Source organism: Bacillus cereus group sp. BfR-BA-01309 (assembly GCF_022664315.1).
GTDB classification, from domain to species: domain Bacteria; phylum Bacillota; class Bacilli; order Bacillales; family Bacillaceae_G; genus Bacillus_A; species Bacillus_A mobilis.
In genome coordinates this window covers 152,570-165,120 of record NZ_JAKUHE010000004.1, presented here as the reverse complement: position 1 = coordinate 165,120, position 12,551 = coordinate 152,570, and the positions used below count along the sequence as shown (strand labels likewise).

The window sequence follows — 12,551 nt, the reverse complement described above, 5'->3', positions numbered from 1 at the left end:
TATTTAGTAGAAAGAGTGGTAAGCATGTTAGATTGGATGAAAAAGCTGTTTAACAAAGAGGAAGAACAAACAGCGATGAATAAAGAAGTACCGAAGCAAGTTGAAAGTCAGCCGAAATTTCCTCGTGTAAACCACTACACTGAAGCAAGAGAAGCACAAATGGCAAGTAGGAATGCAGGTAAATGCCGTTTTCCATTAGTACCGGATAATGGGTTCGATGAAGAGGATGTTATAGAAACAGGGCATTTTGAAGAACAACCTGTTCAAGCTGTAACATATGAAAATCAGCCTACTCAAAGAGGAATAAAAGTGGAAAGAAGTAGACGACAGTATGTGGAGAAGGTAGTTGCTACATATGAAGAGCCGGAAATGCAATATGAACCGGAGCGAGAGCCTGTCGTAAAGAAAGCATCTGCACCTACGCAAGAAAGTAACCGTAGACCATTTCGTCCAACAGAAATGATTTCGCCAATTTACGGATATAATCGTCCTTCAGTAGAGAAAAAGGTAGAAAAGCAGGAGGAAGAAAAGGAAAGAGAAGACCTTGAAATATCTGTAGAGGGCAAATCAGTCGTTGATGCATGGTTAGAGAAAAAAGGATATGCATTATCTGATTTCTCAGAAGGACAAGCAACGAATTCTTCCAGTCATGAAGGCGTTGATCAGCGAGATCAACAAAATAAAAAGGAAGAAAAGTCAGTTGTCGATCAATGGCTAGAGAAAAACGGTTATGAAATTGAACGCCAAGAACCTATAGTAGAAGAAAGAGAAGTGGTTCAAGAAATTAGTGCACCGCAGGAAGTTCCAGCGGCTGAATTACTTCAGCAAGAAAGTGATGTAGTGGCCAAAAACACTCTACAAGCAGAATTAGTAGATTCTAAAGTAGAGCACGAGGATACAATATTATTAGAAGAAACTAAACGTAATACAGAAATAGAACAACCTACTATTGAAGTAGAAAAACAAGCACCAGAAGAATCAGTGATTGTTAAAGCAGAAGAGAAACTTGAAGAAACAATCATTGTGGAAATACTAGAAGAAGCGGAAGTAATTGCAGAAACAGAAGCGCCAGAAGAAGTAGAAGTAATTGCAGAAACGGAAGCGCCAGAAGAAGTGGAAGTAGTTGCAGAAGCGGAAGAAACAGAAGAAGTGGAAGTAATTGCAGAAACAGAAGAGTCGGAAGAAGTGGAAGTAATTGCAGAAGCGCAAGAAGAAGTAGAAGTAATTGCGGAAGCAGAAAAGTTAGAAGAAGTAGAAGTAATTGCGGAAGCAGAAGAGTCAGAAGAAGTGGAAGTAATTGTGGAAGCGGAAGAACCAGAAGAAGTAGAAGTAATTGCAGAAGCAGAAGAGTTAGAAGAAGTGGAAGTAATTGCGGAAACAGAAGAGTTAGAAGAAGTGGAAGTAATTGCGGAAGCAGAAGAGTCAGAAGAAGCGGAAGTAATTGCGGAAGCAGAAGAGTCAGAAGAAGTAGAAGTAATTGCAGAAACGGAAGCGCCAGAAGAAGTGGAAGTAGTTGCAGAAGCGGAAGAGTTAGAAGAAGTGGAAGTAATTGCGGAAGCAGAAGAAGTAGAAGTAATTGCAGAAACAGAAGAGTTAGAAGAAGTGGAAGTAATTGCGGAAGCAGAAGAAGTAGAAGTAATTGCAGAAACAGAAGAGTTAGAAGAAGTGGAAGTAGTTGCAGAAGCGGAAGAGTTAGAAGAAGTGGAAGTAATTGCGGAAGCAGAAGAGCAAGAAGAAGCGGAACCCGTAGCACTTGAGGAAACGCAGCAAGAAATATTGTTAGATGAAGCAATTGCACAAAAGAATGAATTCATACATGTTGCTGAGGCTGAAGAACAAACGAAGAAAGATGTTCAAAGCTTTGCGGATGTTTTAATTGCAGAAGAACAACCAGTTGTCCAAAAAGAAGAACCAAAACGTGAGAAGAAGCGTCATGTACCATTTAATGTTGTTATGTTGAAACAAGACAGAACGCGATTAATGGAAAGACATGCGGCTAGAACGAATGCAATGCAATCTTCTATGAGTGAACGAGTAGGGAATAAGCCTGTACAACAAGTAGAAGAAACACCAGTGCAGCAAGTGGTAGTGGAACCACAAGTGGAAGAAAAACCAATGCAGCAAGTAGTGGTAGAACCACAAGTGGAAGAAAAGCCAATGCAGCAAGTAGTGATAGAACCACAAGTGGAAGAAAAATCAGTGCAGCAAGTAGTGGTAGAATCACAAGTGGAAGAAAAACCAGTGCAACAAGAGGTAGTGGAACCACAAGTAGAAGAGAAACCAGCGCAGCAAGTAGTGGCAGAGCAAGTACAAAAGCCAATTTCAAGTACGGAAGTACAAGAGAAAGCATATGTTGTAAATCAAAGAGAGAACGATATGCGAAATGTATTGCAAACACCACCGACATATGCAATTCCGCCATTAACATTGCTGTCGATTCCGCAGCAAGCGGCGTTGGATAATACGCAATGGTTGGATGAACAGAAGGAATTATTAGATACAACGTTTAATAATTTCCATGTTGGCGCACATGTTATTAATGTATCACAAGGTCCAGCAGTAACTCGTTTTGAAGTACAGCCAGACCCAGGTGTGAAAGTAAATAAAATTACAAACTTAAGTGATGATATTAAGTTAAGCTTAGCAGCGAAAGATATTCGTATTGAAGCACCGATTCCAGGGAAGAGTGCAATTGGAATCGAAGTTCCAAATAAAGAAAGTAAGCCAGTATTTCTTCGTGAAATTTTAAGAAGTCCTGTGTTTACAAAGAGCGAATCACCGCTTACAGTTGCGCTAGGACTTGATATTTCAGGCGATCCAATTGTAACGGATATTCGAAAAATGCCACATGGACTTATTGCAGGTGCAACGGGTTCTGGTAAAAGTGTGTGTATTAACGCAATTTTAACGAGTATTTTATATAAAGCGAAACCGCATGAAGTGAAGTTAATGTTAATCGATCCGAAGATGGTTGAGCTTGCGCCATACAATTCTGTTCCACATCTTGTAGCACCTGTTATTACGGATGTAAAAGCAGCGACAGCTGCATTAAAGTGGGCAGTTGAAGAAATGGAGCGTCGTTATGAATTGTTTGCGCATGCAGGGGCTCGTGATTTAACTCGTTACAATACGATTGTAAGTGGGCGAGAAATTCCGGGAGAGACATTACCTTATATCGTTATTGTCATTGACGAGTTAGCCGACTTAATGATGGTAGCACCTGGTGATGTTGAGGAAGCGATTTGTCGTATTGCGCAAAAAGCACGTGCTTGTGGTATTCATTTATTAGTAGCGACACAGCGTCCGTCTGTAGATGTTATTACAGGTTTAATTAAGTCAAACATTCCAACGCGTATTGCGTTTACTGTATCATCTCAAGTTGATTCGCGTACGATTATCGATATTGGTGGCGCGGAGAAATTACTTGGCCGTGGTGACATGTTATTCTTAGGGAACGGTACATCTAAGCCTGTTCGTGTACAAGGTGTATATGTATCGGATGATGAGATTGAAAAGACAGTTGATCATGTGAAAAAGCAAATGAAACCGAATTACTTATTTAAGCAAGAGGATTTATTAGCGAAAACAGAACAGGCTGAGTCGGAAGACGAATTGTTCTTTGAAGCATGTCAATTTGTTGTAGAACAAGGGGGAGCGTCCACATCTTCTGTACAGCGAAAATTCCGCATCGGTTATAATCGCGCGGCACGTCTCATTGAAGAGATGGAATCGCAAGGAATTATTTCTGAAGCAAGAGGAACGAAGCCAAGAGATGTCCTTATTTCTGAGGATGAATTCGCTGCTATGCAGGAAACAAATGTATAGTAAACGGTTTTGCTGTATACTAAGAGAAAATGTTGGATAGTAAAGTAGGGAGTAAAGCGACATGAAAGAAATTGAATTAAAATTAAAAGGTGAAATAAATAGACTAACAAATAGAACATTTAAATTTGACGAACGTGTTGGAGAAGGTTGGTTCTCTGCCGTTTACTTTTTAAAGACTAGAGAAATCATTGAAGAATTTCGCCCGAAAAGTGTTGTAACGATGCAATTTTTCCAAAAGGAAAATGCAGTTCTTTGCGGAACAGATGAAGTAATTGCATTGCTACAAACATTCGCTAAAAATCCTGAGGAACTTGAAATTAACTCTTTAAAAGATGGCGATAATATTAGTCCGTTTGAAACAGTGTTAACAATTCATGGTCCTTATGAAAATTTCGGATTTTTAGAAGGTGTTATTGATGGGATTTTAGCTCGTCGTACATCAGTTGCGACAAACGTATATAACGTTGTCCAAGCTGCGCGTAGCGTAGATAAAGAAAAACCAGTTATTTTCATGGGAGACCGTGATGATCATTATACACAACAAGCTGGTGACGGTTATGCAGCATACATCGGAGGTATGAGCGCACAGGCGACGCATGCGATGAATGAATGGTGGGGCAGAAGTGGTATGGGGACAATGCCTCACGCATTAATTCAAATGTTTAATGGTGATGTTGTGGAAGCGGCAAAAGCATATCATAAGAAATTCCCAGAAGACGAATTAGTTGTATTAATTGATTACAACAATGATGTCATTACAGATGCACTTCGCGTAGCGCGTGAATTTGGATCAACATTAAAAGGTGTACGTGTAGATACGTCGCGTACGATGATTGATCAATACTTCATTCGCCACCCAGAAGTACTTGGAACATTCGATCCACGTGGTGTAAACCCATCGCTTGTATTCGCACTTCGTAAAGCACTTGATGAAGAAGGATTCCAGCATGTAGACATCGTTGTAACTGGTGGATTTGATGAGAAGCGTATTCGTGAATTTGAAGCTCAAAACGTACCTGTTGATATATACGGAGTAGGAAGTAGCTTATTAAAAATGAATATTGGCTTTACTGGTGATAACGTAGAATTAAATGGAAAACCAGAAGCGAAAGCTGGTCGTAAATATCGTCCAAACCCACGTTTAGAGCGTGTGCAATTAGAAAAAAGAGAAGATATGTAAAAGAGAGAAAAACTGATAGGTGATTGACCCTATCAGTTTTTCTGTTATCATAGTATAGCGGCTTCTTTTTTGCTATAATGGATTTGTTATGGACATAAAAAAGAAGTACGTACGAGTTTATCCTGATAAGTGAAGGGAAGAATAACTTCACTACATCAAAAATGTATGATGATTACCAAAATAAGAAAAGATTCATATACTGTCTTATAGATAGGCCGTTGTATTAGTTCGAAATGTTGGAGGTTCTTTAAGATGACAGTTTACCATTTTGTAGGAATTAAAGGAACAGGAATGAGTTCATTAGCTCAAATTCTTCATGACATGAAGCATACTGTTCAAGGGTCTGATTATGAAAAGCGTTTCTTTACACAAACAGCGTTGGAAAAGCGTAATATCTCGATCCTTCCTTTTGATAAAAATAATGTAAAAGAAGGACAAGTGATTATTGCAGGAAATGCATTTCCTGATACGCATGAAGAAATCGTAGCAGCAAAAGAATTAAACATCCCAGTACATCGTTACCATCACTTCTTAGGTGACCTTATGAACCAATACACAAGTGTTGCTGTAACTGGTGCACATGGAAAAACATCAACAACTGGTTTGTTAGCCCATGTAATGCAAGGTGCACACCCTACATCTTACCTTATTGGAGATGGAACAGGGCATGGGGTAGAAAATAGTAAGTATTTTGTATTTGAAGCTTGTGAGTATCGTCGTCATTTCTTGTCTTACAATCCAGACTATGCGATTATGACAAACATTGATTTTGATCATCCAGATTATTTCTCAGATATCAATGATGTATTCAATGCATTCCAAGAGATGGCATTGCAAGTGAAAAAGGGCATTATTGCATGTGGAGATGATGAAGAACTTCAAAAAATTCAAGCGAAAGTACCTGTTATTTTCTATGGATTTGGAGAAGATAATGATTTCCAAGCACGTAACATTCAAAAGAGAACAGATGGTACTATTTTCGATGTATTCGTTCGTAATACGTACTATGACACGTTCAAAATTACAGGATACGGCAATCACAGCGTATTAAATGCATTAGCAGTAATCGCGCTTTGCCATTATGAAAACGTTGATGTAGAAGCAGTTAAGCATCAGCTAACAACTTTTGAAGGCGTAAAACGTCGCTTTAATGAAAAGCCAATGGGAGAGCAAGTTATTATCGATGACTACGCACACCATCCGACAGAAATTAATGCAACGATTGAAGCAGCTCGTCAAAAACATCCAGAGCGTGAAGTTGTCGCTGTATTCCAGCCGCATACATTCTCACGTACAGAAAAGTTCTTAGATGAGTTCGCTGAAAGCTTAAGCAAAGCTGACCAAGTATACTTATGTGATATTTTCGGATCAGCACGCGAAAACAAAGGTGAATTAACAATCGAAGATCTGCAAAAGCGTATTGACGGTGCAGAACTAATTACAGATACAACAACGGATGTATTAAAGAAACATAAAAACGGCGTTCTAATTTTCATGGGCGCAGGCGACATCCAAAAATTCGAAGCAGCTTACGTAAAAGAAGTTCAAGTTGCAGAGAAGTAATAGAAAAGACGCATAGCTGAGGCTGTGCGTCTTTTTTGTTGTGTTCAATATATTTTAAAAAGCGTTGATCTGTTGGTATTGTTCATTCTTTTTGTATAGTTGTTTTAATAAGAAGATATATAGTGAACTAAAAAGTACGTATCCGATTAAATAATAGAATGAAAACATATCGAATTGTTTTGTTATCATAATTCGAATCGCAAAAAAGCTGAATGGGAGAGCAATTAGCAGTCTTGAACTGATGAAAATAATTGTTTTAAAGTATTTTAATAAATCTATATTCCAATGGTTTTCTCTAAAGATAAACCAAATATTGCTTGCAATAAAGGCTAGTAAAAATGGTAAATTAGCAGAAAAATTTATAAAACCGAGTACAATAGGCACTGATAAAGCGCCGAGTGGACCGATAGATAGGCCGGAATAATATTTAATAAATGTATTTGTAGATTGCTGTGCATCTTGAATAACATCTGTATATTCTCCTGCAATTTCCTTTGCTAATTTTTTTGGAGGAAGAAATTCTTCAATCACTTGTGAAGGGATGATTTCTAATGGTATCCCTTCGCTTTCTTTACTTAATGCATTTTCATATAAATCCGATTTGATCTCTAGCACATGTTGTTCTCTTGCTGACGCAGGTAAGTTCATTAAACCTTTATGAAGATCGTGTAAGAAAGAAGTAATGAGTTCATTTGAAAAGAATTGTTCTTTGTTCATTTTTTATCCTCTCCTTTAGCTAGTAACATTAGAGCATGATACACTGCATCATAATCATGTAAGCGACTATTTAAAATTTCTCTCCCTTCGTCTGTAATTCGATAGTATTTTCTTTTTGGGCCATCACCGGACTCTTCCCAATAGGAAACAGCCCAATTGTTTTTCGTGATTCGATTTAATATGGGGTAAATCGAACCGTTTGGGATATGAAACACAGGGATATCTTGTAATGCACTTGTAATTTCGTATCCGTACATAGGTTGTTTACTTATTAAAGACAAAATAGCGAGATCAAAAACACCTTTACGTAATTGAATTATAAAATTATCATTTTTTTCCATACTTTAACTATATATGATTCATATCTAGATATCAATCATATATAGTTGTTTTTTTATTTGTGTATTGACCTAGAGCTAACTCTAGGTTGTAAGATGAAAATGTAAAAACAAGGGGGAGAGAACATGTATAAAATCGGTGAAGTAGCAGAGTTAACTGGGATGAGCATTCATACTTTGCGTTACTATGAGAAATTAGGATTATTACCACCACCAACGCGAAATAGCGGGATTCGCCAATATACAGAAGGTGATGTACGCCTATTAAAATTTTTATATTCTTTAAAACAAACTGGAATGTCATTAGAAGAGATGGCTGAGTTTGCAAGTGATGGATGTATTATAGAGGAAATTAGGCAGAGAAAAGAGGAAGTACCAGCGAAAGTAAAAAAGAGAATTTCAATTTTAACAACTCACTTGGAGCGATTAAAAGAACAGCAGGAACAATTGCAAAAGGTTGTTCAGCTAACGGAGGAGAAGCTAGAAATTTATTACGGTTTTCTAGGAGGGGAAGATTCGGAGGCTGACAATGAAAAATAAAGTATACGCTCAGCTACTTGGATTTGCGATTTTCACTGGTGGGACATTTAATGCTTCGAAATATGCTGTGCAGTATTTCGAAGCAATTCATATAGCAGCATGGCGCTTTGGAATTGCTGCATTTGTGATGTTATGTTTGTTAAAAATAAGAAAAGATTTTGAGGTAGAGGTATGGAGGGAGAATAAGGCTTATTACTTTTTGTTAGGTATTGTTGGTGTATTCGGTTTTAACTTCTTTTTCTTTTTAGGTATGAAACATACAGAAGCTATGAATGGTGCACTGATTATGGCGACGAATCCGCTCGTTACGACGCTGTTAGCAAGTTTTATTTTACGAGAACAAATTATAAAACGCCAAGGTATTGGGATGTTACTTGCATTACTTGGTGTTGTTTTTGTACTGACACAAGGTTCGTTTACGATACTGCAAAACTTATCATTTTCAAAAGGAGATTTTTATATTTTATTAGGGAATATTTGCTGGGCGTTATACGGTGTACTAGGCAGAAAGTTTATTAAAACTAGTAGCCCAATACAAACGACGACATACACAATGACTATTGGTGCCATTGCCTTTATTATCATATCTTCCACTCAAAAAAATATAGTACCAGTTTTGGAAATTCCTTTGCTAGCTTGGGGAGCGATTCTTTTTATGGCAATTGGAATGAGCGTGCTCGGTTACTTATGGTGGAATAATGGAATCGCTCAACTTGGAGCAGCAAGAACATCCTTATTTTTTAATATAGTACCTGTTGTTACAATGGTTATTTCTTTTATTGAAGGAGTAAATATAACACCGGCACAATTTCTAGGAATGATATTAGTTGTTACGGGAGTAGTGTATTCTTCAGGTTTTATACAAATAAAATCAAAAGAAAGTGTGAATATTTAACAATTTACATCCATAAATGTTAGAATAATAAGAAAACTAAAAAGGAGCTATAAAACATGTTCACACTTCGAGTAGACGATGAAATCGAATTACAGTTATTAGAGAAGCATCATAAAGAGGAACTATATCAATTAATAAACCAAAACCGTAGTCATTTACGAAGATGGCTTCCTTGGGTGGATGGGCTAAAATCTGCTGGTGCGTATGATGAGATTTGTCCGATGTGGTTAAAGAAGTTTGCAGAGGGAGACGGTTTTGAAAGTGGCATACGTTATAAAGGAAAGCTCGTTGGGATGGTAGGCATTCATCCGGTAAGTTGGGGGAAGAAGGCGGCGAGTCTCGGATATTACCTTGCAGAAGATGCTGGCGGGAAAGGCATTATGACGCGTAGTGTGAAGGCTGTACTTCACTATGCTTTTGAGAATTTAAAATTAAATAAAATGGAAATTAGATGCGGTGTTGAAAATGTGAAAAGCCGCGCTATTCCAGAGCGTTTAGGTTTTAAGTTAGATGGTATTTTAAGAGATGATGAATGGCTATACGATCATTTTCACGATATCGCTGTATATAGTTTACTAGCTTCTGAATGGAAGGAGATTCGATGAACGAGAAGATACGCATTATTCCGTATGAAAGTACGTTTCAAGATGAAGTAGTAGATCTTATCGTTCATATTCAGCAAAAAGAGTACAATGTTCCTATTACGAAAGAAGAACAGCCAGACCTACTTGAAATAGAAACGTTCTATCAAAGGGATTATGGAAACTTTTGGGTTGCAACTTATGATGGGAAAGTAGTTGGAACAGTAGCTTTATTAGATATTGGGAACGATCAAGTAGCGCTAAGGAAAATGTTCGTAAAAAAAGAATTTCGCGGAAAAGAATGGGGCGCATCACATAAGTTGCTCCAAACAGCAATTTCGTGGGCTGAGAATAAAAAGCTGAAAGATATTTACTTAGGAACGACAGTGAAATTTTTAGCAGCGCATCGCTTTTATGAAAAGAATAATTTTCAAAGTGTGAGTATAGACGAGTTGCCAAAAAGTTTTCCAGTGTTGCAGGTGGATAAGAAATTTTATAGATATATTGTTTAAGAAGGTCATGTGAAAATGGCCTTTTTTTATGAACTAAAATGGAAAAAGTGGTATAATTTAGGTCGGGGGGGTGCGTGTATGAACATTCCGATTCAAAGAAGTAAGTCGGTAGTAATTTTCGTTTGTCTCACGTTAGTTTTTATGTTCGTATATCCACTTGTCATGCTTTTCGCAAATAAAGAGCAGTGGATGTCAGCGTTAATTGGAATGGGTTTATGCTTCCTTGTAAATGTACCACTCGTTTGGGAAGTATTTATTAAAAAGCATAAAATAGAAAATGGTGTATTGAAGTACGGCATTTTAAATGATGATGTTGTATTAAAAGATATTAGAGTTGTTCGTCAAGTTGGAAAGTATCTTGAAATTACGACGAACGCATACAAAGTACATATGGTTGCGATGCCGCAACATATGAATGAATTCTTGGCGCTTATCGAGAAAGAAAATCCACATGTGAAAATAGAAATGGTAGGTAAGAAATGAAGTATGTAAAACCTTTATTCTGTTTGGAAATTTTGCTTGTGTTTGCTATTTGCACTAGAGTATATATGAAATGGGATCTGCCCTTATATGAACCAATATTAATAGGTACTATCGCAGTGGCGCTTTTATATTATTTTCATTTTCAGCAAACAAAAAACGAAAAAAGTAGCTCTATGTAGTTAGGAGGATTAGAAATGAAAAAAGTCCTTACGTTATTTTTACTTCTGCTAACCGCATCCGTTCTTTTAATAGGGTGTAGTGCGAAGAAGGAAAAGGCTGATATGAACTTTGAAAAGGCACAAAAGGTTGAGATTGAATCACTTACAGATTCAAGTGATCAAAAAGTAATTACCGATAAGAAAGAAATTGAAAAGCTGTTTGAAGTCATGAAAATGGATAAGTGGGAAATGCAATCGGCTCCTTTAGATACTCCGCAAGGGAAAACATTTAAAATGTATCAAGAAGATACACCAAAATTATCAGAGTCGAGTAAAGATAAAAAAGAGTTACATGAAATTGGTACAATGACAGTATATAAAGATGTCCCTTATGTCGAAGTTGAAATGAAAAATAAGAAGATGAGTTTTAAAGTGCCAGAAGATGTGGCAAAAGACTTATTAAAGTATTAAAAAAACGCTCGGAGAAAATTCCGAGCGTTTTTATTATTATTTTAAGTTCTCTGGGTTTAAAGCTTCTAGTTCAGATACAACGAAGCGTCCATCTTTACGGATTAGTACGTCGTCGAAGTAAATTTCGCCGCCGCCGTATTCCGGGCGCTGGATGCATACTAAATCCCAGTGAATGTTCGAGTTGTTGCCGTTCCATGCATCGTCGTAAGCTTGTCCAGGAGTGAAGTGGAAGCTGCCATCGATTTTTTCATCGAATAGGATATCTCCCATTGGATGTAAGATGTATGGGTTTACGCCGATTGCGAACTCGCCAACGTAGCGTGCGCCTTCGTCTGTATCGAAGATTTTGTTAATGCGCTCTGTATCGTTTGCAGTTGCTTCAACGATTTGGCCATTCTCAAACTTAAGTTGTACATTTTCAAATGTATAACCGTTGTAAGGAGATGGCGTGTTGTAAGAAACTGTACCGTTAACAGAATCGCGAACTGGTGCAGAATATACTTCACCGTCTGGAATATTTAAATGACCTGAGCATTTAATAGCTGGAATGTCTTTAATAGAGAATGTTAAGTCAGTTCCAGGGCCAGTTAAGCGAACTTTATCTGTTTTATTCATTAATGTAACAAGGCTATCCATCGCCTTATCCATTTTACTGTAGTCTAAGTTACAAACTTCGAAGTAGAAGTCTTCGAAAGCTTCTGTGCTCATTTTAGCAAGCTGCGCCATAGAAGCATTTGGGTAGCGGAGAACAACCCAGCGCGTTTTCGGAACGCGGATGTCTCTATGAACTTTCTTACCAACTGTTTGACCGTGAATTTGCATTCTTTCACTTGGTACGTCAGCTTGTTCGTTAATGTTATCGCCAGAGCGAAGACCGATATAAGCGTCCATATCTTTCATTACGCTTGCTTCATATGCAGCGATTTGTTCGAAGTGTTCTTCAGTAGCACCCATTAATAAAGAGCGATCTACTTGATGATCTTTTAAAGAAACGAATGGGAAACCACCAGCTGCATATGCTTCTTTTACAAGTGCAGTTACAAGTTCTTTTTGTAAGCCAAAGTTTTCAATTAATACTTTTTCGCCTTTTTGTAAGCGAATAGAGTAGTTAATTAAATTGTATGCTAACTTTTCAATGCGTGGATCTTTCATATGTAAAGCCTCCCTACTAATTATGTATCCTCTCCTATTGTAACCTACTTAGTGGAATTTGTTGAATCATTTATGTTAAAGTTAACGAATAAGTATGAAAATTCTAATGAAAAGATAAGGATTAGAACGAAACGGA

At 37.5% G+C, this 12,551-nt stretch carries 13 protein-coding genes; 10 read left to right on the top strand and 3 right to left on the bottom strand.

What is annotated here, in order from left to right:
* Window positions 1-24: 24 nt before the first annotated feature.
* From MR115_RS09940 to murC, 3 genes are all read left to right on the top strand, one after another.
* The gene (locus MR115_RS09940; protein ID WP_242241042.1) at window positions 25-3,825 is read left to right on the top strand and encodes a DNA translocase FtsK; all 3,801 of its coding nucleotides are present in this window, start codon (window positions 25-27) and stop codon (window positions 3,823-3,825) included.
* 61 nt (window positions 3,826-3,886) lie between these two features.
* The gene (locus tag MR115_RS09935; RefSeq protein ID WP_000658380.1) at window positions 3,887-5,005 is read left to right on the top strand and encodes a nicotinate phosphoribosyltransferase; all 1,119 of its coding nucleotides are present in this window, start codon (window positions 3,887-3,889) and stop codon (window positions 5,003-5,005) included.
* Between the two features lie 252 nt (window positions 5,006-5,257).
* Complete coding sequence (murC, locus tag MR115_RS09930; RefSeq protein WP_000219461.1) at window positions 5,258-6,568, top strand: UDP-N-acetylmuramate--L-alanine ligase; 1,311 nt, start codon at window positions 5,258-5,260, stop codon at window positions 6,566-6,568.
* A 54-nt stretch (window positions 6,569-6,622) separates the two neighbouring features.
* Here murC and MR115_RS09925 read toward each other — a convergent pair whose 3' ends face one another.
* Both MR115_RS09925 and MR115_RS09920 read right to left on the bottom strand, forming a co-directional pair.
* Window positions 6,623-7,285: an HAAS signaling domain-containing protein gene (locus tag MR115_RS09925; RefSeq protein ID WP_242241041.1), complete on the bottom strand. Its 663-nt coding sequence runs from the start codon at window positions 7,283-7,285 to the stop codon at window positions 6,623-6,625.
* Window positions 7,282-7,626: a PadR family transcriptional regulator gene (locus tag MR115_RS09920; protein ID WP_000414140.1), complete on the bottom strand. Its 345-nt coding sequence runs from the start codon at window positions 7,624-7,626 to the stop codon at window positions 7,282-7,284. Before MR115_RS09920 ends, MR115_RS09925 begins: the two co-directional genes overlap by 4 nt.
* Window positions 7,627-7,749: 123 nt before the next feature.
* Here MR115_RS09920 and MR115_RS09915 point away from each other — a divergent pair, with 123 nt between their 5' ends.
* The 7 genes from MR115_RS09915 to MR115_RS09885 all read left to right on the top strand — a co-directional run bounded on the left by MR115_RS09915 (window position 7,750) and on the right by MR115_RS09885 (window position 11,263).
* Complete coding sequence (locus MR115_RS09915; RefSeq protein ID WP_242241039.1) at window positions 7,750-8,163, top strand: MerR family transcriptional regulator; 414 nt, start codon at window positions 7,750-7,752, stop codon at window positions 8,161-8,163.
* Window positions 8,153-9,058, top strand: coding sequence for a DMT family transporter (locus MR115_RS09910; RefSeq protein ID WP_242241038.1), 906 nt, complete (start codon window positions 8,153-8,155; stop codon window positions 9,056-9,058). The genes MR115_RS09915 and MR115_RS09910 overlap by 11 nt, the downstream gene beginning before the upstream one ends.
* A gap of 56 nt (window positions 9,059-9,114) precedes the next feature.
* Window positions 9,115-9,663 (top strand): GNAT family N-acetyltransferase, encoded by a 549-nt coding sequence (locus MR115_RS09905; protein ID WP_242241037.1) that lies wholly within the window; start codon window positions 9,115-9,117, stop codon window positions 9,661-9,663.
* Entirely contained in the window at window positions 9,660-10,151 is a 492-nt protein-coding gene (locus MR115_RS09900) for a GNAT family N-acetyltransferase (RefSeq protein WP_242241034.1), read from the top strand. The genes MR115_RS09905 and MR115_RS09900 overlap by 4 nt, the downstream gene beginning before the upstream one ends.
* Before the next feature lie 78 nt (window positions 10,152-10,229).
* Window positions 10,230-10,634, top strand: a complete 405-nt coding sequence (locus MR115_RS09895; protein ID WP_242241032.1) for a PH domain-containing protein — start codon at window positions 10,230-10,232, stop codon at window positions 10,632-10,634.
* Window positions 10,631-10,813 carry a hypothetical protein gene (locus tag MR115_RS09890; RefSeq protein ID WP_063260679.1) on the top strand — a complete coding sequence of 61 codons (183 nt, stop codon included), beginning with the start codon at window positions 10,631-10,633 and terminating at the stop codon, window positions 10,811-10,813. The genes MR115_RS09895 and MR115_RS09890 overlap by 4 nt, the downstream gene beginning before the upstream one ends.
* A 15-nt stretch (window positions 10,814-10,828) precedes the next feature.
* Window positions 10,829-11,263: a hypothetical protein gene (locus tag MR115_RS09885; RefSeq protein WP_242241030.1), complete on the top strand. Its 435-nt coding sequence runs from the start codon at window positions 10,829-10,831 to the stop codon at window positions 11,261-11,263.
* Between the two features lie 36 nt (window positions 11,264-11,299).
* On the opposite strand, the gene MR115_RS09880 is transcribed toward MR115_RS09885, so the two are convergent.
* Complete coding sequence (locus tag MR115_RS09880; RefSeq protein WP_242241028.1) at window positions 11,300-12,415, bottom strand: aminopeptidase; 1,116 nt, start codon at window positions 12,413-12,415, stop codon at window positions 11,300-11,302.
* Window positions 12,416-12,551 lie beyond the last annotated feature (136 nt).